Annotated in this window: 23 protein-coding genes; 6 read left to right on the top strand and 17 right to left on the bottom strand. The window is 64.0% G+C overall.

Annotated features, from left to right (window positions below; translation table 11 throughout):
* Positions 1–54 precede the first annotated feature (54 nt).
* Positions 55–657 (bottom strand): hypothetical protein, encoded by a 603-nt coding sequence (locus tag QAZ47_RS19430; RefSeq protein ID WP_278230436.1) that lies wholly within the window; start codon positions 655–657, stop codon positions 55–57.
* A gap of 80 nt (positions 658–737) precedes the next feature.
* Positions 738–1,577 carry an RNA methyltransferase gene (locus tag QAZ47_RS19425; protein WP_278230435.1) on the bottom strand — a complete coding sequence of 280 codons (840 nt, stop codon included), beginning with the start codon at positions 1,575–1,577 and terminating at the stop codon, positions 738–740.
* A gap of 207 nt (positions 1,578–1,784) precedes the next feature.
* On the opposite strand from QAZ47_RS19425, the gene QAZ47_RS19420 reads away from it, so the two are divergent.
* Both QAZ47_RS19420 and QAZ47_RS19415 read left to right on the top strand, forming a co-directional pair.
* Positions 1,785–2,996 carry an NADP-dependent isocitrate dehydrogenase gene (locus QAZ47_RS19420; protein ID WP_278230434.1) on the top strand — a complete coding sequence of 404 codons (1,212 nt, stop codon included), beginning with the start codon at positions 1,785–1,787 and terminating at the stop codon, positions 2,994–2,996.
* An 86-nt stretch (positions 2,997–3,082) separates the two neighbouring features.
* Positions 3,083–3,709, top strand: a complete 627-nt coding sequence (locus QAZ47_RS19415; RefSeq protein WP_278230433.1) for a glutathione S-transferase family protein — start codon at positions 3,083–3,085, stop codon at positions 3,707–3,709.
* Positions 3,710–3,747: 38 nt separating this feature from the next.
* On the opposite strand, the gene QAZ47_RS19410 is transcribed toward QAZ47_RS19415, so the two are convergent.
* The 4 genes from QAZ47_RS19410 to recA form a co-directional block, all read right to left on the bottom strand.
* Positions 3,748–4,233: a DUF2269 domain-containing protein gene (locus tag QAZ47_RS19410; RefSeq protein WP_278230432.1), complete on the bottom strand. Its 486-nt coding sequence runs from the start codon at positions 4,231–4,233 to the stop codon at positions 3,748–3,750.
* A complete protein-coding gene (locus tag QAZ47_RS19405; RefSeq protein ID WP_278230431.1) occupies positions 4,230–5,315 on the bottom strand; it encodes an SDR family oxidoreductase in 1,086 nt (361 codons plus the stop codon). Before QAZ47_RS19405 ends, QAZ47_RS19410 begins: the two co-directional genes overlap by 4 nt.
* 219 nt (positions 5,316–5,534) lie before the next feature.
* Positions 5,535–8,204 (bottom strand): alanine--tRNA ligase, encoded by a 2,670-nt coding sequence (alaS, locus tag QAZ47_RS19400; protein WP_278230430.1) that lies wholly within the window; start codon positions 8,202–8,204, stop codon positions 5,535–5,537.
* Positions 8,205–8,457: 253 nt separating this feature from the next.
* Positions 8,458–9,555 carry a recombinase RecA gene (gene recA / locus QAZ47_RS19395; protein ID WP_278074059.1) on the bottom strand — a complete coding sequence of 366 codons (1,098 nt, stop codon included), beginning with the start codon at positions 9,553–9,555 and terminating at the stop codon, positions 8,458–8,460.
* Positions 9,556–9,836: 281 nt separating this feature from the next.
* On the opposite strand from recA, the gene QAZ47_RS19390 reads away from it, so the two are divergent.
* A complete protein-coding gene (locus QAZ47_RS19390; RefSeq protein WP_278207886.1) occupies positions 9,837–10,775 on the top strand; it encodes a carbohydrate kinase family protein in 939 nt (312 codons plus the stop codon).
* A 79-nt stretch (positions 10,776–10,854) separates the two neighbouring features.
* Positions 10,855–11,772: a pseudouridine-5'-phosphate glycosidase gene (locus QAZ47_RS19385; protein WP_278202315.1), complete on the top strand. Its 918-nt coding sequence runs from the start codon at positions 10,855–10,857 to the stop codon at positions 11,770–11,772.
* Between the two features lie 110 nt (positions 11,773–11,882).
* On the opposite strand, the gene QAZ47_RS19380 is transcribed toward QAZ47_RS19385, so the two are convergent.
* Positions 11,883–12,206, bottom strand: coding sequence for a TfoX/Sxy family protein (locus QAZ47_RS19380; protein ID WP_278230429.1), 324 nt, complete (start codon positions 12,204–12,206; stop codon positions 11,883–11,885).
* 89 nt (positions 12,207–12,295) lie between these two features.
* Between QAZ47_RS19380 and QAZ47_RS19375 the strand changes: the two genes are divergently transcribed.
* Positions 12,296–12,793, top strand: a complete 498-nt coding sequence (locus QAZ47_RS19375) for a GFA family protein (RefSeq protein WP_278230428.1) — start codon at positions 12,296–12,298, stop codon at positions 12,791–12,793.
* 9 nt (positions 12,794–12,802) lie between these two features.
* Here QAZ47_RS19375 and QAZ47_RS19370 read toward each other — a convergent pair whose 3' ends face one another.
* The 8 genes from QAZ47_RS19370 to QAZ47_RS19335 form a co-directional block, all read right to left on the bottom strand.
* Complete coding sequence (locus tag QAZ47_RS19370; RefSeq protein WP_278230427.1) at positions 12,803–13,321, bottom strand: DUF2199 domain-containing protein; 519 nt, start codon at positions 13,319–13,321, stop codon at positions 12,803–12,805.
* Positions 13,322–13,708 carry a Fe-S cluster assembly scaffold SufA gene (gene sufA / locus QAZ47_RS19365; RefSeq protein ID WP_278230426.1) on the bottom strand — a complete coding sequence of 129 codons (387 nt, stop codon included), beginning with the start codon at positions 13,706–13,708 and terminating at the stop codon, positions 13,322–13,324. It abuts the gene before it with no gap.
* A gap of 108 nt (positions 13,709–13,816) precedes the next feature.
* Complete coding sequence (locus QAZ47_RS19360; protein ID WP_278230425.1) at positions 13,817–14,209, bottom strand: SUF system Fe-S cluster assembly protein; 393 nt, start codon at positions 14,207–14,209, stop codon at positions 13,817–13,819.
* A gap of 5 nt (positions 14,210–14,214) precedes the next feature.
* Entirely contained in the window at positions 14,215–15,456 is a 1,242-nt protein-coding gene (locus QAZ47_RS19355) for a cysteine desulfurase (RefSeq protein ID WP_278230424.1), read from the bottom strand.
* A 99-nt stretch (positions 15,457–15,555) separates the two neighbouring features.
* Positions 15,556–16,836, bottom strand: a complete 1,281-nt coding sequence (gene sufD, locus QAZ47_RS19350; RefSeq protein ID WP_278230423.1) for a Fe-S cluster assembly protein SufD — start codon at positions 16,834–16,836, stop codon at positions 15,556–15,558.
* A gap of 25 nt (positions 16,837–16,861) precedes the next feature.
* The gene (gene sufC / locus QAZ47_RS19345) at positions 16,862–17,617 is read right to left on the bottom strand and encodes a Fe-S cluster assembly ATPase SufC (protein ID WP_278230422.1); all 756 of its coding nucleotides are present in this window, start codon (positions 17,615–17,617) and stop codon (positions 16,862–16,864) included.
* A 27-nt stretch (positions 17,618–17,644) separates the two neighbouring features.
* Positions 17,645–19,162: a Fe-S cluster assembly protein SufB gene (sufB, locus tag QAZ47_RS19340; protein ID WP_278202306.1), complete on the bottom strand. Its 1,518-nt coding sequence runs from the start codon at positions 19,160–19,162 to the stop codon at positions 17,645–17,647.
* 238 nt (positions 19,163–19,400) lie between these two features.
* Complete coding sequence (locus tag QAZ47_RS19335) at positions 19,401–20,561, bottom strand: cysteine desulfurase family protein (protein WP_278230421.1); 1,161 nt, start codon at positions 20,559–20,561, stop codon at positions 19,401–19,403.
* Positions 20,562–20,813: 252 nt separating this feature from the next.
* On the opposite strand from QAZ47_RS19335, the gene QAZ47_RS19330 reads away from it, so the two are divergent.
* On the top strand, positions 20,814–21,488 hold the full coding sequence (locus QAZ47_RS19330; RefSeq protein WP_040969528.1) for an alpha/beta hydrolase: 675 nt from the start codon (positions 20,814–20,816) through the stop codon (positions 21,486–21,488).
* 25 nt (positions 21,489–21,513) lie between these two features.
* Here QAZ47_RS19330 and QAZ47_RS19325 read toward each other — a convergent pair whose 3' ends face one another.
* The gene (locus tag QAZ47_RS19325; RefSeq protein ID WP_278230420.1) at positions 21,514–22,365 is read right to left on the bottom strand and encodes a phosphatase PAP2 family protein; all 852 of its coding nucleotides are present in this window, start codon (positions 22,363–22,365) and stop codon (positions 21,514–21,516) included.
* Positions 22,366–22,410: 45 nt separating this feature from the next.
* Positions 22,411–24,054: a glycosyltransferase family 39 protein gene (locus QAZ47_RS19320; protein WP_278202303.1), complete on the bottom strand. Its 1,644-nt coding sequence runs from the start codon at positions 24,052–24,054 to the stop codon at positions 22,411–22,413.
* Positions 24,055–24,329: the final 275 nt, after the last annotated feature.

Genomic DNA, 24,329 nt, shown 5'->3' with positions numbered 1-24,329 from the left:
TCCTGAACGATCATGGTCTTGAAGTGGCAAATGCCGGCAGCTTTTGCGCAGTGCTCAGAGCCCGCGCTTGCCAAAACCGGCGGGCCGCGGCCGACCGAACGGCTGGGGCGCCGGCGCTGCACGCGTGGTTTGCGCGCGCGGTGCGACCGGAGCCACGCTCGCTGCCGTCCTCTCGGCGCGCGCCGGTTCCGGCAACGAGCCTTCGAAATCGAAAACCTCGGTCAAATCGTTGATATTGCTGCCGGCGACGGGCTTCGCCCACAGGATGGTGCACCAGAGGCCGAATATGGCAAGGCCGAGCAGGTTCAGGCCGCCAGGCGCGCTCTCGGGATTGCCGAAATCGATGACCAGCAGCGCGCCCGCCTGCAGGAAGGCATAGATGCCGGAAAAGACGATATAGGACCACAGGATCCAGCCCGAAGCATCGGCGTCGCGGCTGCGGCGCCAGGCGATATTGCCGCGCAATGCAACGAAGATGAGCGACACGACAAGCGCGGCGCCGGCCAGACCTTGCCGCGACGGCCCAGGCATCGAATTGATCAGCCCCGCAAAGCCGACCGTTGCGGCAATGCAAAGGGCGATCGCCACCGCTTCCGCCATGAACAAGCCGAGCGAATAGAAGAAGAAGCGCAGCCGACCAATATTGGACGTGAACATTGCTACCCCCACCGTTTCAATAACGATGGGTCGAAACCGAATAATATTCGGTTACTTCGAACGCCTGGACCTTACGGATTTTAACTTTCTTTGTCCGCTGCCCGCTTTCGTGCTGCCGGCATCCGCCTCGGATCGTCGCCCGGCGAGCCGTCGCCACGCGGCATTGCAGGAGAAAACCTGTCGAGCGACGAGATGATGCCACGCAACACCTTCAGCTCCGGTTCGGCGAACCCCGCCCGTGTCAGCACGGCGCGCAGATTGTCGACCATCTTCGGCTTCTTCTCTTCCGGACGGAAGTAGCCGCGCGCCTCGAGCGCGCCTTCAAGATAGGTGAACAGGCTAAGCAGCTGCTCCTTGGTCGCCGGCACCAGCTCCGGCCCTGAGAAGTTGGTCGCGGTCTCCTCGGCAAGGCCCGACTTCATCCACTCATAGGATATCAGCAGCACGGCTTGCGCGATGTTGAGCGAGGAGAAGCCCGGATCGACCGGAAAGGTGACGATCTCATCGGCGAGGCCGACCTCGTCATTGTAGAGACCGAAGCGTTCGCGACCGAACAGGATACCGGTGCGCAGTCCGGCCTGCTCGCGCGCCCGAAGCGCCCTGCCCGCTTCCACCGGACCGCGCACCGGCTTGAAGCCGTCGCGCTCGCGCGCCGTGGTGGCGAAGACGAAGTTGAGGCCGGCGACCGCCGAGGCCAGATCGTCGAAGACTTTCGTGGCATCGATGACATGGTCGGCGCGGCTGGCGGCCGCGCGCGCCTTCTCGCTCGGCCAGCCGTCACGCGGATTGACCAGGCGCAGCTCCGACAGGCCGAAATTCGCCATGGCGCGCGCGACCATGCCGATATTCTCGCCGAGCTGCGGCTCGACGAGGATGATCGCCGGTCCGGCGGTCTTGGCGGGGACGTTTGCGGCTGGCATGGCTCTCCGTAACCAGTGTTTGCGGCGTTTCAGCGTCCCCTGCCACATCCGGTTCGGAAAATGAAGCATTCACGACGGCGGCACTCGTCCATAGTGGTATGGATCGCGGTTTGCGCGCTCAAAAAGGCTTTGATATACGCTCCGCAACCCCGGCCGAAGCCATGCGGGCAAGGCCGTTCAGATCCCCAGCAACGAGGCATTCTTTCCATGGCGAAGATCAAGGTGGCGAACCCGGTCGTCGAGCTCGACGGCGACGAGATGACCCGCATCATCTGGCAGTTCATCAAGGACAAGCTGATCCACCCCTATCTCGACCTCAAGCTGGACTATTTCGATCTCGGCATCGAGAACCGCGACGCCACCAACGACCAGGTGACGATCGACTCGGCCAACGCGATCAAGAAATACGGCGTCGGCGTCAAGTGCGCGACGATCACGCCCGACGAGGCTCGCGTCGAGGAATTCAAGCTGAAGAAGATGTGGAAGTCGCCCAACGGCACCATCCGCAACATCCTCGGCGGCACCATCTTCCGCGAGCCGATCATCATGAAGAACGTGCCGCGCCTGGTGCCGGGCTGGACCAAGCCGATCGTCGTCGGCCGTCACGCCTTCGGCGACCAGTACCGCGCCACCGACTTCCGCTATCCCGGCAAGGGCAAGCTGACGATCAAGTTCGTCGGCGAGGACGGCACGGTGATCGAGCATGAGGTTTACGACGCGCCTGGCGCCGGCGTCGCGATGGCCATGTACAATCTCGACGAATCGATCCGCGAATTCGCCCGCGCCTCGCTGAACTACGGCCTGCTGCGCAACTTCCCGGTCTATCTGTCGACCAAGAACACCATCCTCAAGGCCTATGACGGCCGTTTCAAGGATATCTTCCAGGAGGTCTACGAGAAGGAATTCGAGGCCGAGTTCAAGGCGAGAAAACTCTGGTACGAGCATCGCCTGATCGACGACATGGTGGCTTCGAGCCTGAAATGGTCCGGCGGCTATGTCTGGGCCTGCAAGAACTATGATGGCGACGTTCAGTCCGACACGGTGGCTCAAGGGTTCGGCTCGCTCGGCCTGATGACCTCGGTGCTGATGACGCCGGACGGCAAGACGGTGGAAGCGGAAGCCGCGCACGGCACCGTCACGCGCCACTATCGCCAGCACCAGAAGGGCGAGGAGACTTCGACCAATTCGATCGCCTCGATCTTCGCCTGGACGCGCGGCCTCGCCCACCGCGCCAAGCTCGACGACAATGCCGAGCTGAAGCGCTTCGCCGAGACGCTGGAAAAGGTCTGCATCCAGACCGTCGAGGCCGGCTTCATGACCAAGGACCTGTCGCTGCTGATCGGCCCGGACCAGCCCTGGCTGTCGACCACCGGCTTCCTCGACAAGATCGACGAGAACCTGCAGAAAGCGATGGGGTGAGGAGCGGTGCGCGAAGCGCATGAAAGGTTCCGAAATGGGCTTTTCAAGCGACGAGCGCCCGCAGCCATAGCGGAGGGCCGGGCCCGATGACCAAGCCGATCCTCTACGGCGCCGACTACAGTGTCTATGTCCGCATCGCGCGGATGACGCTGGAGGAAAAGGGCGTCGACTACGAGCTCGTCCCTCTCGACATCTTTGCGGCCGAAGGCATTCCCGCCTGGTTTCTCGAACACCACCCGTTCGGCCGCATCCCGGCCTTCGAGCATGACGGCTTTCGGCTGTTCGAGACCGGCGCCATCGCGCGCTACGTCGACGAAGCCTTTGATGGGCCCGCACTGCAACCTGCGGATCCGCGCGTTCGTGCGAGGATGGGCCAGATCGTCGGCATGCTCGATGCCTATGGCTATCGGGCCATGGTCTGGGACGTCGCTGTGGAGCGGCTCGAGAAGGCGCCCGCCGACGAGGAACTGATTGCCGCCGGCCTCCGCCAGGCAGAAACTGTGCTGAAAGTTCTCACGTCGCTGAAGGCAAAAGGCCCATGGCTGCTGGGCGAGCAGCTCACGCTGGCCGACCTGCACACGGCACCGGTCATCGCGTATTTCCTCAAGGTCGCCGAAGGACGCGACATGCTGGCGCGTTTCGCGGACATCGAGAGCTGGTATTCGCGCATCGCTGCGCGTCCGAGCTTTGCCCGGACGGAGAAGGTTGGCTGAAGCAAGCGCGTCCGATCTGCGGCAGTTCAGGCCGGGTTCTATGGCCAAAATCCTGTCTCCGGCCGGGTCACCATCAGCCAGAGAATGGCAAGCACCGCGCCGAAGGCTGGAAAGCCGCAGGCGAACCAGATGCGGAAGAGGCGCCTCTCCTCCTCGGGCAGAGGGGCATTTTCCAACACGGCTTGCCGTGCCAGATCGCGCATGCGCAGCTGGATCCAGACGACCGGCAGCCAGAAGGCGCCGGCAACGGCATAGAGCAGCAGCGAAAGCACGATCCAGCCTTGACCGAGCGACCATCCCATCTCGCGCGCCAGCAACGCGCCGGTGATTGGCTGCACCACGACAGCGGTTGCCGTGAAGATGGCGTCGGCGATCACGACCGTGCCGGCGACATGAGCGACGATCTCGGGCTTGCCGGTCCGCTGCGCCATCAGCATGAAGAACGCTATGCCGGCACCGGTGCCGAACAGCACGGTAGCGCCGATAATGTGCAGCCAGCGCAAAATGTCGACCCAGATGCTCATCGCTCTTCCAAAATCGCCAGAGCCACAAGAACGAGGCAAAGCGTCGGCACGGCCTTCACGATGGCTCCGAGAGGATCAAGCCAGAGATCGGGAGCAAGCGCCGCCGCTGCGGCAAGGTAGAGCAAGGTGATGGCAATCATCGCCATCAGCGCCGATCGTGCGAAGGGTCGAACGACAACCGCTGCACCGACAACGATGTCGGCCACACTTCCGGCCAGAACCATCCCGAGCGCGAGGCCGTCCGGTAGGCCACGCGAGGTTAGAATGTCTGCGGCCACATTGTGCCGGGCAAGCCCGACAATGCCCGAAACCAGCCAGAACGCGGACAAGGCGGCAAACACGACCGGCTTCAGCAGCCAAAGGCGTGCGAACCACCGCTCCTGAACATGCGCCGGCACAGCCGCCAGCGTTGCCTCCAAAGGTTGCGGCGAGCGGCCGGCGATTTCGGTCCAGGGTTTCGCGTTGCCGGTAACGCCCTTCTCGAGCGCGGCAAGCGCAGCACTGCGCAAGGGAGATCGCCACCCGAGAAGGCCGAGCCCATCCGCGACCTTTGCGGCGAGCCGGCCGACAATCGCCGGGACCGCCACGACCGGCGCCTTGGATAAGCCGAGCCAGGCCCGGAATTCGAGCAGGACGGCGCCGAGAGGCCTGGCCCGTTCCTCGACGAGATCGATGACCTGCCCTTGCGCCAGAGACCCGCCGACGGCCCGCGATACCGCCTCGGCGACCTCCGTGACCGATACCGTTTGGATCGGTCGGTCCGCGAGCACGGCCGGCACGAAGCATGGAAACGCGGCCAGCGCGCGCAGCAAAGCCGTTCCGCCATAGGCGGCGGGCGCGAAGACGAGGCCGGGCCGCAGGATCGTCCAATCCAGGGAGGACGACGCGACGGCGCGGTCGCCTTCAGCCTTGGTCCGAAAGAACGCATCGTCGGAACCGAGGTCGGCGCCGATCGCCGAAATCTGCACCAGTCGGCGCACACCGGCCTGTTCGCAGGCAGTTACGAGGGCGGCGACCGACCGCCGGTGGATGGCGTCCAGATGGTCGCGCGGGCCGTCCTGCAAGGCGCCCGCGGCATTCACGACGGCTTCCACGCCGGCAAGCAAGGGGCGCCCAGTCCGCCGCCGCGAGCAGCCGCGACATATCGGCCGCGATCCACTCTACGCCCGGCTTGCGCCGCCGCGCATCGCTGACATCACGACCGAGCCCGACAAGTTCGTGGCCGTCCTCGATCAAACGTCCGAGGACGGCTTCTCCGATAAGTCCGTAGCCGCCAAGGACGAGGACTTTCATCCGCTGGCTCAGGCGGCTTCGAGGGCCGCCCTCACCGCCGCGATGGCGTCGTTGGCCTTGGAGGCGTCGGGGCCGCCGGCTTGCGCCATGTCGGGGCGCCCGCCGCCGCCCTGCCCGCCGAGCGCGGCGGAAGCGACGCGCACCAGATCGATAGCGCTGAACCGGTTGGTCAGGTCTTCGGTGACGCCAACCACGACGCTCGCCTTGTTGTCCTCGCCCGCGCCGACAAAGACGACCACGCCGGAACCAAGCGTCTTCTTGCCGGCATCCGCGAGCGGCTTCAGGTCCTTCGGCGCCACGCCGCTGACCGCCTTGCCGAGGAAGCCGACGCCGGCGACGGTTTCGTTGGTGGGCGGGGCATCGGATACGGCCGTGCCGGCGCCAAGCGCCAGCTTCTTGCGCGCCTCGGAGAGATCCTTCTCGAGCTTCCTGCGCTCCTCGAGCAACGTCTCGACGCGGGCCGGGACATCGGCCGGCGAAATCTTCAAGGTCGCCGCCGCTGCCTTCAGGCGCTTGTCCTGCTCGTCGAGATGCTTGCGCGCCGCCTCGCCGGTCAGCGCCTCGATGCGGCGCACGCCGGCCGCCACCGCGCTGTCCGACAGGATGCGCACCAGCCCGATATCGCCGGTCGACCTGACATGCGTGCCGCCGCAGAGCTCGACCGAGTAGGGACGGTTGGCCTTGGCGCCATGCAAGCCCGTACCCATCGACACCACACGCACCTCATCGCCGTATTTCTCGCCGAACAGCGCCATGGCGCCCTCGGCGATCGCATCGTCGACCGACATCAGGCGCGTCGTCACCGGGCTGTTCTGCACGACGATCTCGTTCGCCATGCGCTCGACGTCCTCGAGCTCGTCCGACGAGATCGGCTTGTTGTGCGAGATGTCGAAGCGGAGCCGATCCGGCGCGACCAGCGAGCCCTTTTGCGCCACATGGGTGCCCAGCACCTCGCGCAGCGCCTTGTGGATGAGATGCGTCGCGGAATGGTTGGCACGCAGCTTCGAACGCCGCGCATGGTCGACCTTGAGCTCCACGGTGGCACCCAGCTTGACCGTGCCGCTGGCCACTTTGCCGAAATGCACGAACAGCCCGTCTGCCTTCTTCTGAGTGTCGGAGATCTCTATCGAGAAGCCGTCACCTGAGATAACGCCGGTATCGCCCATCTGGCCGCCGGATTCGCCATAGAACGGCGTCTGGTTGACGACCACGGCAATCGCGGCGCCTTTGCTTGCGCTGTCGACGGTCTTGCCGTCCTTGACCAGCGCCTGGATGAGGCCTTCCGCTTGCTCGGTCTCGTAGCCGAGGAATTCGGTCGCGCCGTTCTTTTCGCGCACGGGAAACCAGACCGTCTCGGTCGCCGCTTCGCCGGAACCCGCCCAATGCGCGCGCGCCTCCGCCCTCTGCCGCTCCATCGCATCGGTGAAGCCGGCCAGATCGACGGAGATGTTGCGCTGACGCAGCGCATCCTGCGTCAGGTCGAGCGGAAAGCCGTAGGTGTCGTAAAGCTTGAAGGCGGTCTCGCCGTCCAGCATGTCGCCGGCGCCGAGTGTCTCCGTCGCGTCCGCCAGCAGGCCGAGTCCGCGCACCAGCGTCTTGCGGAACCTGGTTTCCTCGAGCTTCAGCGTCTCTGTGATCAGCGCCTCGCCGCGGCCGAGCTCGGGATAGGCCTGGCCCATCTCGCGCACCAGCGCCGGCACCAGCTGCCACATCAAAGGCTCCTTGGAGCCAAGCAGCTGCGCGTGGCGCATGGCGCGGCGCATGATGCGGCGCAGCACATAGCCGCGGCCTTCGTTGGACGGCAGCACGCCGTCGGCCACCAGGAAGGAGGTCGAGCGCAAGTGGTCCGCGATCACGCGGTACGATGCCACATTTTCCTCGGTCGGCCCGTGGCCGAGCGCCGAGGACGCCGCGTCGATCAGATGCTTGAACAGGTCGGTCTCGAAGACGCTCTCCACCCCTTGCAGGATGGATGCCATGCGCTCCAGGCCCATGCCGGTGTCGATCGACGGGCGCGGCAGATCGATGCGCTCGTCCTTCGTCACCTGCTCATACTGCATGAACACCAGGTTCCAGAATTCCAGGAACCGGTCGCCGTCCTCTTCCGGACTGCCGGGCGGACCGCCCCAGATGTGCTCGCCGCGGTCGATGAAAATTTCCGAGCACGGGCCGCAGGGTCCGGTGTCGCCCATCGCCCAGAAATTGTCCGAGGTCGGGATGCGGATGATGCGATCGTCCGAGAAGCCGGCGATCTTCTTCCAGTAGCCGGCCGCCTCGTCGTCGGTGTGATAGACGGTGACCAGGAGCTTGTCCTTCGGCAGACCGAAATCCTTGGTGATCAGATTCCAGGCGAGCTCGATCGCTCGCTCCTTGAAGTAATCGCCGAACGAGAAATTGCCCAGCATCTCGAAGAAGGTGAGATGGCGCGCGGTGTAGCCGACATTGTCGAGGTCGTTGTGCTTGCCGCCGGCGCGCACGCTCTTCTGCGCCGTCGAGGCGCGCGAATAAGGCCGCTTCTCCAGGCCGGTGAAGACATTCTTGAACTGCACCATGCCGGCGTTGGTGAACATCAGCGTCGGATCGTTGCGCGGCACCAGCGGGCTGGAGGCGACGATCTCGTGACCCTCCTTGCGGAAGTAGTCGAGGAATGTCGACCGGATGTCGTTCACGCCACTCATGGATGCTGCCTTTTCGTAGGAACCGCCGGCATGGCCGGCGGCAGATGGGCTTTCGTGTTTCAGAAGATAGATTGGCCTTTTAGCCGTAGCTCTTGAGCCTGTCCAGAAACACGGAACTGGCCAATTCACGAGCTGTCCGTGCATGCATACCGGCTCTGAAACGCAAACCGCCGGCACAAGGCCGGCGGTTCGGGACGCAATACCAAAGAACTCGATTACATAAGCACAACTTAATACATTTCGATTGTGGCACCTACATGGCGCCGGCTTCGTCCTCGAAGCCGTCATCGCCGCCTTCGGAGCCGCCATTCTCGAGGAATTTCTCGGCGATAAGCCCGGCATTCTGCCTCAGCGCCAGTTCGATCTCGCGCGCCGTGTCCGGATTGTCGCGCAGGAACAGCTTGGCGTTCTCACGGCCTTGGCCGAGACGCTGCGAATTGTAGGAGAACCAGGCGCCCGACTTCTCGACCACGCCGGCCTTGACTCCGAGATCGATCAGCTCGCCGGTCTTCGATACGCCCTCGCCATACATGATGTCGAACTCGACCACCTTGAAGGGCGGCGCCAGCTTGTTCTTCACCACCTTGACGCGGGTCTGGTTGCCGACCACCTCGTCGCGGTCCTTGACCGAACCGATGCGGCGAATATCGAGGCGCACCGAGGCGTAGAATTTCAGCGCGTTGCCGCCGGTGGTGGTTTCCGGCGAGCCGAACATGACGCCGATCTTCATGCGGATCTGGTTGATAAAGATGACCATGGTGTTGGAGCGCGAGATCGAGGCGGTGAGTTTGCGCAGCGCCTGGCTCATCAAGCGGGCCTGCAGGCCGGGCAGCGCATCGCCCATCTCGCCTTCGATTTCGGCGCGCGGCGTCAGTGCCGCGACCGAATCGACCACCAGCACGTCGATGGCGCCGGAACGCACCAGCGTGTCGCAGATCTCCAGCGCCTGCTCGCCGGTGTCGGGCTGGGAAATCAGGAGGTTTTCGAGATCGACGCCGAGCTTGCGGGCATAGACCGGATCGAGCGCGTGCTCGGCATCGACGAAGGCGCAGATGCCGCCCTTCTTCTGGGCCTCCGCAACGGTATGCAGCGCCAGCGTCGTCTTGCCCGAGCTTTCCGGCCCGTAGATTTCGATGATGCGGCCGCGCGGCAGGCCGCCGACGCCGAGCGCGATGTCGAGGCCGAGCGATCCCGTCGGCACGGTTTCGATCTCGACGACCTGCTCGTTGGCGCCGAGCCGCATGATCGAGCCCTTGCCGAAAGCGCGCTCGATTTGCGACAACGCCGCATCCAGAGCCTTTGATTTGTCCACTGCCTTATCCTCTACAAGCCGCAAAGTATTCTGAGCCATGATACATCACCCCTTGGTCGTCAATGAAGGCCGGACAATCCGTGATCCCTGCTGTTTTGTACCTTTTTTGTTCTCATTTGGCAAGGGGCAGCAAATGACTGAAAAACAATCGATATCTGGATTTGTTCTTTTTTTGTCTCACTAGAGCTAGGGCGCGCCAGCGCCGCTGACCCAAAGACACTTCGACATCCGGCCGGCCCGAATCGCGTCACCGATTGCGGGGCGATGCGCGGAAACCTAGTGTGCGCACGCGAACAATCAACGAAGGTCACCTCCGCGGCATGCCGACATCCCCGAAAATTCTGGCGCTTGGCGGCGCCCATATCGACAGGCGCGGCCAGGTGTCGGGGATTTACGTGCCCGCCGCCTCCAACCCCGGCATCATGCGCGAGGATGTCGGCGGCGGCGTCTTCAACGCGCTGCGCAGCGTGGTGAAGCGCGGCGTGTCGGCGTCGCTGCTTTCGGTACGCGGCGGCGACGCGGCGGCCGAGACGGTCGCAGCGGCGATCGCAGGGGCCGGCATCACCGATCTTTCGGTGGTGTTCCTCGACCGCACGACGCCGAGCTACACGGCGTTGATCGACAGCGAGGGCGAGCTGATCGTCGGCTTTGCCGATATGGGCCTCTACGATCTCGCCTTCCCGAAGCAGATCCGCCGCGCCAAGGTGCGCGAGGCGATCGCCGAGGCCGACGCGATCCTCTGCGACGCGAACCTGCCGACAGCCGCGCTCGAACGTCTGTTTGCACAGGCAGGCGACAGGCCGGTCTTCGCCATCGCCATCTCGCCGGCCAAGGTCGTGCGGTTGGCGCCGCTGCTCGGCGATCTGTCGCTGCTGTTCATGAACCGCCGCGAGGCGGCGGCGCTTTGCGGCGCCGACATGTCCAGCCCGGATCTCGTCGAGGCGCTCAGGCGACAGGGGCTGACGGCGGGCGTGATCACGGCCGGCAGCGCTCCGGTGCTGGGCTTCGACGGGTCCGGTGCCTTTGCCATCGACCCGCCCGCGCCGCGACGGGTCGCCGACGTCACCGGCGCCGGCGACGCCCTGACCGGCGCCACCGTTGCCGCGCTGCTGCGCGGCCTGCCTTTGCGGATAGCGCTGCGCGAAGGCATTGCCGCGGCGATTCTGGCCATCGAGAGCGCCGAGGCGGTGCCGTCCTTCACGACCGCCGGTTTCGGCCAAGCGCTTGCCCTTGTGCCGGAGGCACGGGAGGTGGCATAGGGCCACCGGATCATCTTGCGCAGATCATCTTGCCCAGATCATCTTGCGAAGCGTTTGGCGCTTCGATCGGAGAACAGACATGACACCCGAAACCGCCCGCCCCTTCATCGACATCCACCCGCCGGTGGCGGAGGCGCTTGCCGCCGGGCGGCCGGTGGTGGCGCTAGAAAGCACCATCATCACCCACGGCATGCCCTATCCCGACAATGGCGCGATGGCCGCCAAGGTCGAGCAGATCATCGCCGATGGCGGCGCGGTGCCGGCGACGATCGCCGTGGTCGACGGCCGCATCAAGATCGGCCTGTCCGACGGCGAGCGCGAATCGCTCGCCATGACCGGCGACGCCATGAAGCTTTCGCGCGCCGATCTCGGCTTTGCCGTCGCTCAAAAGCGCACCGGCGGCACCACGGTGGCGGCCACCATGATCGCGGCGCATATGGCGGGCATAAAAGTCTTCGCCACCGGCGGCATTGGCGGCGTCCACAAGGGCGCGGAAAAGAGCTTTGACATCTCGGCCGACCTCGACGAGTTGGCGCGCACGCCGGTCATCGTCGTCTCGGCCGGCGCCAAGGCTATCCTCGACATCGAGAAGACGCTGGAGGTGCTGGAGACGCGCGGCGTGCCGGTCATCGGCCATGGTTGCGAAACCATGCCCGCCTTCTGGTCGAGGCAGTCGCCGTTTCGTGCCCCGCTGACGCTGCATGGGCCTGAGGACATCGCGCATTTGTACCATACGCGCCAGGCGCTGGGCCTCGGCGGCGGCATGCTGGTCGCCAATCCGGTGCCGCAGAACGACGAAATCCCGGCCGCCGAGATGGACGGCTATATCCAGGCCGCGCAGAAGGCGGCCGAAGCGCAGAGCGTCACCGGCAAGGCGGTGACGCCCTTCCTGCTGGCGAAGATCCTGGAACTGACCGGCGGCCGCAGCCTCAAGACCAACATCGCGCTGGTCGAGAACAATGCGCGGCTGGCGGCGGAGATCGCCAAGGCGTTGTAGCGCCGTCAGCGAAGCTGCTGATCTCCCCCCTTGCGGGGGAGATGTCCGGCAGGACAGAGGGGGTGCTGTCCCTCGACGTTTCAAGGTCGCCACAACGCGCCCTTAAAAAGTCACTTCCCAGCCCGCCTTCCAGCCTCATAAGCCCGCCGCGCCCACACCGCCATTTCATCGGGATCGTCGATGGCGCTGTCAGGCACGCTCCAATAGGGCATCGCCACCTCCTTGCCGTGGCGCGAGCCGGTATAGGTCCATTGGCTGCAGCCAGCGGCTTCGAAATCGGGAATGCTCTCCTCGTCGGCCTTCAGCATCAGCTCGTCGCGCACGACGACGGCGACGATAACGCCGTCGCGATAGACGCCTTTGCCGCCGAACAGCTTGCGGATGCTTATCGGGCCAAGGCTTTCGAACAATTCCCGAAGGCGCTCATCGTCCATGCCGCAATCATCGCATCCGGAATGGGCCTTGTCATCGCCGCAACCAAAAGCATGCTGACAGGTTGAGACCTGGAAATGGAGTTCCCGCCATGCCCGTCCTGCTCAAAGGCTCCTGCCGCTGCGGCGCCGTCAGCTTCGAGGTGGAAAGCCACACGCCCGTGCCGTTCATGCTCTGCTACTGCTCGATCTGCCGCAAGCAGCAGGGCGGCGGCGGTTTTGCGATCAACCTCGGCGCCGACTACAAAACGATGAACGTCACAGGCAAGCGCAGCCTCGGCGTCTACCGCGCCGAGATCGAGGACGACGAGCACCCGCATTGCGAGGTCTCCACCGGCGAGCGCAATTTCTGCAGGAAATGCGGCGCCGCGCTCTGGCTCTACGATCCGACCTGGCCGGACCTCGTCCATCCCTTCGCCTCGGCGGTCGACAGCGACCTGCCGAAGCCGCCGGAAAAGGTCCATCTGATGCTGAAATACAAGGCGAACTGGGTCGAGCCGGTGATCGGCAGACAAGACAAGGTGTTCGACGTCTATCCCGAGGAATCGATCGCCGACTGGCACAAGCGGACTGGGATGTGGGTTGATTAACGCCTAAATCTAAGAGCGGTGGCTTAGAGCAACCCAGCGCTCGATCTGCGTCACGTCCACCCCCTCGCGCTGCGCGACGACCAAGGGGTGGTCTGCATCATGCAGAAAAACCTTGGGCCGCAGATTGCCGGGCTGAAACACAACATTGGCATGCAGGTACATCGAGCTTGGATACTCAGGAATGTCGTGCATCAAATAACCGAAGCAGAGCTCGTCCTCATATTGGCCGCTATCATATCCACCTCGATAGACATTCCAGCTTCTTTCCGAGACTGACATCCAAACACCGAAACAGAACTCCTCGGATAACTGAGGCACGGGCAAAGGCAGCAGACAACGAATGAACCGGTCTGTTTGCCCTGTGGCGTAGGTCACCACGCAAAAATCATCATTCTTGCGGAAGTTCGACCGAGCCACTTCGTCAAGCGCGTCCGGATTCACCGGCGCGTCAAAGGCCATATCGGTGGGAAGCCCGGTAAACTCCCGGTCACAGCAGGCACATCGCCAACGATATGCCTCGGCGCTCACTTAAGCAGCGCTTGAAGCGCGCGCCTCGGCCAGGGCCTTGAGGTCAGCCGGCTTCAGCTCGACGGATTCGCCGCAGCCGCAGGCTGAGCTCTGGTTCGGGTTCTTGAAGGTGAAGCCGGTGCGCAGCGCCGTCTGCTCGAAATCCATCTCGGTGCCGAGCAGGAAGAGCGCGGCTTCCGGCGCGACATAGACATGCGCGCCATCGCGCTCGACATGGTCGTCCTTGGGGTTCGGCTCGGTCACGAGATCTATAGTGTATTCCATGCCGGCGCAGCCGCCCTTCTTGATGCCGAGGCGGATGCCGTTGGCATTCTCCCGCGTGGCGACGATCTCGCGCACGCGGTCGGCGGCCTTGTCGGTCATCGTGATGACGGCGAAGCGTCCCATGTTATTCTCCACGTTCGCGCGGGTTCAAGGCCCACGGAATGAGTCTGCCCTTAAGATGGTGAAGTTTCACCTTTGCTGCAAGCCAACCAATCTCTGTCGGGTCGTTGGTCAATACCATCCCACCGCGACCTGCGCCTCTTCCGACATGCGGTCGGGCGTCCATGGCGGGTCGAAAACCATGTTGACCTCGACCCCCGAGACGCCCTCGACGGCGCCGACGGCGTTCTCGACCCAGCCCGGCATTTCGCCGGCGACCGGGCAGCCCGGCGCGGTCAGCGTCATGTCGATCTTGACCGAGCGGTCGTCCTCGATGTCGATCCTGTAGACCAGGCCGAGCTCGTAGATATCGGCCGGGATTTCCGGATCGTAGACCGTCTTCAGCGCCGACACGATGTCGTCGGTCAGCCGCGCCAGTTCCTCGGCGGGAATAGCCGAGGCTGACACGATACCGTTGCCGGCCGTTTCCGGTGCGGTCTCTGCGGTGGTGCTTACATCGTCCATGGTCGTCACCCGAAGAATTTCCGCGCCTTTTCCAGCGCATCGGCCAAAGCGTCCACTTCGGCCCTGGTGTTGTACATGCCGAACGATGCCCTGCATGTGGAGGTCACGCCGAAGCGTTTCAACAGCGGCTGGGCGCAATGGGTGCCGGCGCGGACCGCGACGCCCTGCCGGTCGATCACCATCGACACATCATGGGCATGGATGCCCTGCAGTTCGAACGAAATGATGGCGCCCTTGCCGGGCGCGTCGCCGAAGATGCGCAGCGAATTGATGGCGCGCAGCCGCTCATGCGCGTAATTCTTGAGGTCCGCCTCGTGTGCTGCGATGCGCTCGCGGCCGACTTTCTCCATATATTCCAGCGCCGCGCCCAGGCCGATCGCCTGCACGATCGGCGGCGTGCCGGCCTCGAAACGGTGCGGCGGCTCGTTATAGGTGACGATGTCCTGCGTCACTTCCTCGATCATCTCGCCGCCGCCCATGAAGGGCCGCATCTCTTCCAGCCTATGCTTCTTGCCGTAGAGCACGCCGACGCCCGACGGGCCGTAGACCTTGTGGCCGGTGAAGACGAAGAAATCGCAGTCGAGATCCTGCACGTCTACGGCCATGTGCACGGCGCTCTGGCTGCCGTCGACGAGAACGGGAATTCCACGCGCATGCGCGATGCGCACGATCTCCTTAATCGGCGTCACCGTGCCCAGCGCGTTGGACATGTGAGTGATGGCGACGAGCTTGGTACGGTCGGTCAGCCGCTTCTCGAATTCCTCGATATGGAAGGCGCCGAGGTCGTCGACCGGCACCCAGACGAGCTTGGCGCCCTGCCGCTCGCGGATGAAATGCCAGGGCACGATGTTGGAATGGTGCTCCATGATCGAGAGCACGATCTCGTCGCCTTCGCCGATCCTGGGCATGCCCCAACCATAGGCGACCGTGTTGATTGCCGATGTCGTGTTGGAGGTGAAGACGATGTTGTCGGTGCTCGGCGCGTTGAGGAAGCGGCGCACCGTTTCCCGAGCTTTCTCATAGGCATCAGTCGCGGCATTCGACAAAAAATGCAGGCCGCGATGGACGTTGGCATAATCCTGTGAATAGGCATGCTGGATGGTGTCGAGCACCACCTGCGGCTTCTGCGCCGAGGCGCCATTGTCGAGATAGACCAGCGGCTTGCCATAGACCTGGCGCGACAGGATCGGAAAATCGCGGCGGATTGCCTCGACATCATAGGGAGCGGTTTCGATCTTCTGGTCCATTTCGAAGTCCTTGGCGGCCAAAGCCGCGATCCTTCCAACACCCCTCATCCGACCGAGCTTCGCTCGGCCACCCTCTCCCACAAGGGGAGAAGGGAAGTGCTACCCGTGCGTCAGGAACCAGCCGTCGAGCCGCGCTTCGAGCGCGTCTACCAGCGCCTCGTCGTCCAGTTCCTCGATCACTTCGGCCACGAAAGCCTTCACCAGCAGGCCCCGCGCCGTCTTCTCGTCGATGCCGCGCGCCATCAGATAGAACAGATGGTTGTGGTCGATCTCCGTGACCGTCGCGCCGTGGCCGCAGACGACGTCGTCGGCGAAAATCTCCAGCTCCGGTTTGGTCGAGAACTCGCCGTCATCCGACAGAAGCAGCGTGTTGCAGGCCATCTTGGCGTTGGTCTTCTGCGCATACTGGTGCACGTTGATGCGGCCCTGGAAGACGCCACGCGCCCTGCCGGTCACCACGTTGCGCATCACTTCCGTCGAGCTCGTGTGCGGCACGGCATGGTCGAGCACCATCGTGGTGTCGGTATGCGTGTCGCCGGCCAGAAGGTTGATGCCGCGCAGCTTGAAATCCGCGCCCTCACCCGTGGTCCTGACCACGACTTCCTGGCGCACGAGCTTGCCGCCCGCGTTCATGACGAACAGCGTCAGCTTCGCATCCTTGCCGATATGCGCCTTGAACTGGGCGAGATGCGTGGCCGTATCCGGCTGCTCCTGCACGATCAGCCAGGTCACTTCGGAGCCATCGCCGACCACGAGCTGGCTGACGGAGCTGATGAGCGCGCCGCCGTTTTCGTCCGCCTCGCCCGCCTGGCGCTCGACGATGATCGCCTTGCCGCCGGCACCGACGCGCGTCAGCAGCCGCACATGCGCCTGGCCACCGGACTGCAGGTTCTGCAGCTCGATCGGCTTTTCCAGCACCGTGCCGTCGGCGATGTCGACGAAATAGCCGTCGGCGACGAAGGCGGTGTTCAGCGCGCCGATCGCGTCATCGGCGCCATAGGGATCGAGCCCAGGCGCGACACTGCCATCGGTGAGTTTTTCCGACAGGCGCTGTACCGTGACACCCTCGATCTCGGGCAGCTTGCCGGTGGAGACGCCGTTCAGCACCGGCAGCACCGCGGCGCCGTCGAGAACCGGCTCGAGTGCCTTCGCAATCGTCTCGGCCTCGAAAATCGGCACCGAGGTCAGCAGCCGGCGCAGGTCCGTATAGTGCCAGGATTCGATGCGCCGCGTCGGCAGGCCGTGCTTGATGGCTTCGATCGCGTCGTCGCGCTTCGTCATCACCGCGCCATCGCCGGGCAGCAGCGAAAGCCGCTCGCCGAAGGCATCGATCAGCGCCGTCTCGGCCAGTGTCCGCTGGGGCTGTGCGTGCATGTTCATTGCTCTCGCCTCACTCGGCCCCATCTCACGCGGCTTCGCCAATCACGCCGGCATAGCCGTTGGTTTCGAGATCGAGCGCCAGCGACTTGTCGCCCGACTTGATGACCTGCCCCTTGTAGAGCACGTGCACGCTATCCGGCACGATGTGCTCGAGCAGGCGCTGGTAGTGGGTGATGACGACGATTGCCCGCTCCGGCGAGCGCAGCGCATTGACGCCGTCGGCGACGATCTTGAGCGCGTCGATGTCCAGGCCGGAATCGGTCTCGTCGAGCACACAGAGCTTCGGTTCCAAAAGCTTCATCTGCAGGATCTCGGCGCGCTTCTTCTCGCCGCCCGAGAAGCCGACATTGAGCGGCCGCTTCAGCATGTTCATGTCCATGTTGAGCGAGGCGGCGGCGTCCTTCACGCGCTTCAGGAACTCCGGCACCTTCAGCGGTTCCTCGCCGCGCGCCTTGCGCTGCTCGTTCATCGCCACCTTCAGGAATTCCATGGTCGCCACGCCCGGTATCTCCATCGGATACTGGAAGGCGAGGAAGACGCCGGCGGTGGCGCGCTCGGCCGGATCCATTTCGAGGATCGACTGGCCGTTGTAGAGAATGTCGCCTTCGGTGACCTCATAGTCCTCGCGGCCGGCAAGTATGTAGGACAGCGTCGACTTGCCCGAACCGTTCGGGCCCATGATGGCGGCGACCTCGCCGGCTTTCACCGAGAGATTCAACCCACGGATGATCTCGGTGCCGTCATCGACGATGCGGGCGTGCAAATTCTTGATCTCGAGCATAATTTCTTCCTGAATATCTTTTTGCGGTCAGCCGACCGAACCCTCTAGGCTGATGCCGATCAGCTTCTGCGCCTCGACGGCGAACTCCATCGGCAGCTGCTGGATGACGTCCTTGACGAAGCCGTTGACGATCAGCGCGATCGCCTCCTCCTCGGGAATGCCGCGCTGCATGACGTAGAATTTCTGGTCCTCGGAAATCTTCGACGTCGTCGCCTCGTGCTCGAACTTCGCCGTCGCGTTCTTGGCTTCCATGTAAGGCACGGTGTGCGCGCCGCACTGGTCGCCGATCAAAAGCGAGTCGCAGTTGGTGAAGTTGCGCGCGTTGGCCGCCTTGCGGTGCGCCGAGACCTGGCCGCGATAGGTGTTCTGCGAGGAGCCGGCGGCAATGCCCTTGGAGATGATGCGGCTCGACGTGTTCTTGCCGAGATGGATCATCTTGGTGCCGCTATCGACCTGCTGATAGCCGTTCGACACGGCAATCGAATAGAACTCGCCGCTGGAATCGTCGCCGCGCAGGATGCAGCTCGGATATTTCCAGGTGATGGCCGAGCCCGTCTCGACCTGCGTCCACGAGATCTTCGAGCGGTCGCCGCGGCAGTCGCCGCGCTTGGTGACGAAGTTGTAGACGCCGCCCTTGCCTTCGGCGTCGCCCGGGTACCAGTTCTGCACCGTCGAGTATTTGATCTCGGCATCGTCGAGCGCGATCAGCTCGACCACAGCGGCATGCAGCTGGTTCTCGTCGCGCTGCGGCGCCGTGCAGCCCTCGAGATAGGAGACATAGGCCCCCTCCTCGGCGATGATCAGCGTGCGTTCGAACTGGCCGGTGTTGCGCTCATTGATGCGGAAATAGGTCGACAGCTCCATCGGGCAGCGCACGCCCTTCGGCACGAAGACGAAGGAGCCGTCGGTGAACACGGCCGAATTCAGCGTGGCGTAGAAATTGTCCGAGGTCGGCACGACCGAGCCCAGATATTTCTGTACCAGTTCCGGATGCTCGCGGATCGCCTCCGAGATCGAGCAGAAGATGACGCCGGCCTCGGCCAGCTCCTTCTTGAAGGTGGTGACGACCGAGACCGAATCGAACACGGCGTCGACTGCCACGCGGCCCGACTTGTAGACGTTGTCGTTGGCCTCCTCCAGTTCCGAGGTGTCGGCCTTCTGGACGCCGGCCAGGATCTCCTGCTCCTTCAGCGGAATGCCGAGCTTCTCGTAGACCTTGAGCAGTTCGGGATCGACCTCGCTCAGCGACTTCGGACCCGGCGAACTCTTCGGCGCGGCGTAGTAGTGGATATCCTGGAAGTCGATCTTCGGATATTTGACGCGCGCCCAGGTCGGCTCTTCCAGCGTCAGCCAGCGCCTAAAGGCGCCCAGCCGCCATTCCAGCATCCAGTCCGGTTCGCGCTTCTTCGCGGAGATCAAACGAATAATATCTTCGTTCAGACCCTTGGGGGCCTTGTCCGTCTCGATCTCTGTCTGGAATCCGAATTTATACTGGTCGACGTCGATCTTTCGGACTCGATCGATCGTCTCCTGCACAGCAGGCATAAGCGTTCTCCATCCTCGCCGGGGTCAAGGCCCGGCAGTTTTCAAACTATGGCACCGCTGGGACGAGCACCTTGGCGGCGCCCGAAGCGGCGTAAGCTCCATATAGTGCATTCCGACCTGGAATTCACCCGGCCAAGACGAAACGCACAACTCTACCAGGCCGAATGGCCTGAATTCGCTTTCGAGCACCGGATTTCCGAGAACCGCAAGGTGCTCTCGGTGCGACGCTCCGCCGCCGTCAGGCAGCCTGTTCCTTCCCCGCCCGGCGCGCGACGACGCCCGCCAGCGCCGTCCGGAACGCCTCGATCTCCTCGGCACCGGTGGCGCGACCGATCGAGACGCGCAAAGCACCAAGACTGTCGCCGCGACCCATAGCCTTCAGCACGTGGCTTGGCCCGACTTTCCCCGACGAGCAGGCGGAGCCGGCCGACAGCGCCACGCCTGCAAGATCGAAGGCGATCTGCGCCGTCTCGGCCTTGATGCCGGGAATAGCGAAGAATGTCGTATTGGCAAGCCTTGATGCCGCCACTCCGAAGATTTCCGCGTCCGGGACCAGTTCCCGCACGATCGCCTCGACCTCGTCGCGCCGACGCGCGACCGCGTCAATGTCGTCCAGACCGGCGAGCACTGCCCGCGCCGCGGCGCCGAAACCGGCAATGCCGGGAAGATTCTCAGTGCCGGCGCGATGGCCCTTCTCCTGGCCACCGCCATTGATCAGCGGCTTCGGCATCATCAGGTCGGCCTGGGCGACGATGGCGCCGACGCCCTTCGGGCCGCCGATCTTGTGCGAGGACAGGATCAGATAATCGGCATAACCGGCTGACATGTCGATAGGAATCCGCCCGGCAGCCTGCACGGCATCGACGACCAGTACGCCGCCAGCGGTCTTGACGATTTCGGCGATGCGGCCGATCGGCTGGATCACGCCCGTCTCGTTGTTGGCGGCATGGATCGCGACCAGCGGCAGGCCATCGGCCCGGTCATGCGTGGTGAGCGCCTTGGTCAGCGCCTCGATATCGGCAATGCCGTTGCGATCGACACCGATACGCGTCACCTGTGCGGCCGGAAAGCGCCCGCCGCCGAGCACGCAAGGATGGTCAGCCTCCGAAACATAAAGGCGGCTCATGCGGATGGCGCCGCGCCCCATCTGCCAGTCTGGGGTAAGCAGCGTCGAGGCCGCCTCGGTCGCGCCGGAGGTGAACACGACATGCTCGGGCTTGGCATTGACCAACCTCGCCATGTCGCGCCTCGCATCCTCGATCAGCCGCCGCGCTACACGGCCCTCGGTGTGGACCGACGACGGATTGGCGGCATCGAGCGCAGCAACCATTGCCGACCGCGCCTCTCCGATGAGAGGTGCGCTGGCGTTGTAGTCGAGATAGGCGCGAGTTGCGGCCATTTTCCTTCAGTCAATCCCGTCAGCAGCCATTCCGCGAGGATAGCGCGTTATTTCCTTGAAATTGCAAGGCAAGCCGTCCTATTTACCCGGCTTGCGGCGCGGGCGGCCGAACTTATACGTTTCGGCCACCCAGTTTTGAACAATTCTAAACTAGCTTCTAGGAAGACGCTTGCCCGGCGTCAAGGCCACAGAAAACTTGGGGCCGCAGAAGAGGTCCGGGCTAGCGCCTTCGTATGCCACGTGGAGTATTTTATGCCTGAGGTCATTTTCGCCGGTCCGGCTGGTCGCCTGGAGGGACGCTATCAGCCCTCGAAAGAAAAGAGCGCGCCGATCGCCATCGTGCTGCATCCGCACCCGCAATTCGGCGGCACGATGAACAACAAGATCGTCTACGACCTCTTCTACATGTTCCAGAAGCGAGATTTCACCACGCTTCGCTTCAATTTCCGCGGCATCGGCCGCAGCCAGGGCGAGTTCGATCACGGCACCGGCGAGCTGTCGGATGCGGCCGCCGCGCTCGACTGGGTGCAATCGCTGCATCCGGATTCCAAGAGCTGCTGGGTCGCCGGCTATTCCTTCGGCTCCTGGATCGGCATGCAGCTCCTGATGCGCCGGCCGGAGATCGAGGGTTTCATCTCGGTCGCCCCGCAGCCCAACACCTACGACTTCTCCTTCCTGGCGCCCTGCCCGTCATCCGGCCTCATCATCCACGGCGACGCCGACAAGGTGGCGCCGCCCAAGGACGTGCAGACGCTGGTCGACAAGCTGCATACGCAAAAGGGCATCACCATCACGCAGAAGACGATCCCCGGCGCCAACCATTTCTTCGCCAACCACGCCGAACTGCTGATCGAGGAATGTGCCGACTATCTCGACCGGCGGCTGGCGGGCGAGCTCGCCGATCCGCGGCCAAAGCGGCTGAGATAAACCTTCTTACGCTCTCAGACGTTATCTATGGGCGGTCAGCCGACAGTTGGCCGCGGCTCCGCCTTGCCGGCGATGCTCTATCCGTAGTCCCGCTGGAAGACAGCAGCCGGAACGTGCGCTTCGGCACCGGTCTGGTCGAGGACGGCCGCCGGAAGATGAAACCGAGCCGCGCGAAGACCATCCCCGAGACGATAGCGAAGGCAAGCCCGAGCCCGAAGCCGGCCACCGTGTCGCTCGGATAATGCGCGCCGACGAAGACGCGCGTCGAGGCAATGCAGGCGGTGACCGCCAGCGCGATATACCAGCGCCTGGGGAAGAGCAGCAGCAGTATCCCGAACACCGCGCCCATCGTCGTGGCATGGCCGGACGGAAAACCGGCGAAACGCGCATCCATGGCGAAGGGATGCAGCGACAGAACGCCAAAACTGTCGAAATAGAGCGGCCGGGCGCGGCCGATGCCGTATTTCAAGAGATTGACCGCAAGACCGGAAAGACCGACCGCGCAGAGCACCAGGAACGCGAAGCACGTCCAGTTGTAGACCATCATCCGCGCCTGCCGTGAAAGGCTGCGCCAGTCCGTCAGGTTGGCAGCGACGAGGCAGAGAGCCGCCGGGATGAGATACCAGCCGCCCAGGCCGAAATCCGTGAAGAAATCGGTGAAATGGACAAAGGCGGGCGTCCATTCTCCGCGCATCCTGCCGGCGGCGCTGTCCAGGCTGAGGCCGACGGCCACCGCAAGCAGAAGCCATGCAGCGACCCAGACGAGCCAGGGAATCTCGGGGTAGCGCGCCGGTCGCATGGCAAAGCGCCGCTTCACGATTGCAATCGTGTCGAGGAAGTTGCCGAGCGAGCGGCGGTAAAGGGCGGCGGCGGACATGATTGCGCAAAGCCTATAGGGGCACCCGAGGCCCGACACTATCCCTCACGGGGCCACCCGATAAAGCCCGAGCGCCAACTTGTCTCCTGACGAATAGTTGAGCCCGTCGATCTCGGTGAGACGCCTCGCCGACTTGCCCTGCCCGGCAAGCAGTTCGTTGAGCTTCTGCTCGTCCTTGACCGGAGCGAGGCCCAGCGCGCAGCCCGGATCGGCAGCCAAGTGCTTTGCGACGCCGTCGACGTCAGTCAGCACCGTGTTGGTGCCGACCAGGAACACCAAGCTCGGCTCGTGATAGGGAGACGAGGCGAGCACGGTAGTATCGCAAAGGCGATTTGCATCGACCGCTGCCTTGATGGCGGGGCTCAGCCAGATCGGCTTCAAGGACGGCGCAATCACGCCGAACAGCAGGCTGAAGGTGATGCCGGCGCCGACAGCAATCGCCGCGATGCGTCCGAGCGGCACCTGCAATTGGCGTGGGAAGGCAAGATAGCCGGTGGCGAGCGCGGCGATCGCCGCCGGGATGCTCCACCAGGAAAAGGTCTTGGCGAAATAGATCGGCGTCCCGATGCACACCGCGGCCAGCCCAATCGACACGACGACGACACCGAAGGCCGTCGACCACCAAAGCCAGCTCTGCCAGCGCTTCAGTGGCGCGTTGGCCTGATCTGCCGGCAAGGTCAGCAGCCAGCCGATCAGCAGCGCCATACCGGGATAGGCGGGCATCACGTAATGCGGCAGCTTGGTCGGGATCGCCTCGAACACCAGCCAGAACGGGATGTACCAGGCAAGGCAGAAACGCAGACCCGGGTCGTCCCAGAAGCGGTTGATGGCTTGCAACCCGGCGCCGACCGCGATCAGGCCGAAAGGCCACATGAACAGCGAATAGGTGAGCATATAGAAGCCGGGCGGCAAGCCATGCGATTCCTCGCCTTGCGCCACCTTGTTCAGCATGTCCTTGCCGACCGCCTCCTGGAAGAAGGCGCCGCCACTCTTCCAGCTGATGAGGGCGAGCCAAGGCAGCACGATGACGAGCACGATGGCGACGCCGCGCACCAGCTTCAGCTTCAAAAGCCAGCGCCAGTCGCGCTCGAAGGCGAACAGCGCTGCTGCCGTCAGCAGCGACAGAAGCGGGGTCACCGGCCCCTTGATGAGGATCCCCAGCCCCTGCGCGATCCAGAAGATCCAGGGCAGATGGCCGGCCACCGGCTCTTTGCGACGCGCCGCCAGATAGACCTGCGCCAGCGCGCCTTGCGCGGCCACGCAGCAGGCGAGCAGCATGGCGTCGGTCTTGGCGTCGCGGCCCTCGAAGGCGGTGGCGAAGATCGCAGCCATCATCAGCCCGGCGGCCAGGCCGGCATCGGCGCCGAAGAGTTTGGTGCCCGTCCAGCCTATGCCGACGACGGCGAGCGCGATGCCGAGCATGGAGACGAGGCGGTAGACCCAGATCGGCGCGTGCGCCCCCTCGCCGCTCAGCGCCACCGCCGCCGATTGCAGCCAGTAGATGCCGATCGGCTTTTTGTAGCGGGAGACATCCTGCAGGCGGATGTCGATATAATCGCCGGTCTCGACCATCTGCTTGGTCGACTGGACGAAGCGGGATTCGTCGCGGTCGACCGGCGGCAGGCTTGCCAGCCCACTGACGGTCATGAGAATGCTGAACAGAAATAGGATGAGATAGTTCCTGTTCATCGCGGGAGCTGTCCGATCTGAGATTGCGGGATGGCCCCGTCGCGGCGCGTCGGGCCGTGCTGCCCTTGCGCGGGCGCCTCATTACGCCAGCAAGAGGGGCGAAGCAAGGACGCGCCGCATTGCGGGCGATCGAATGCAAAACCGGAAACCACTTTTGCTGATCGCGCAATTTGAGTGGCGGGCGATCTTACGCAAAACCGGAAACCACTTTTGCTGATCGCCCGCTGATGCTAAACGCGCCCCTTCACGTCAGGCTCGGCCGGTTGCCGAGCGAT

The organism is Mesorhizobium sp. WSM4904 (genome assembly GCF_029674545.1).
Classification (GTDB): Bacteria; Pseudomonadota; Alphaproteobacteria; order Rhizobiales; family Rhizobiaceae; genus Mesorhizobium.
This window is presented reverse-complemented; position numbering and strand designations above follow the sequence as displayed.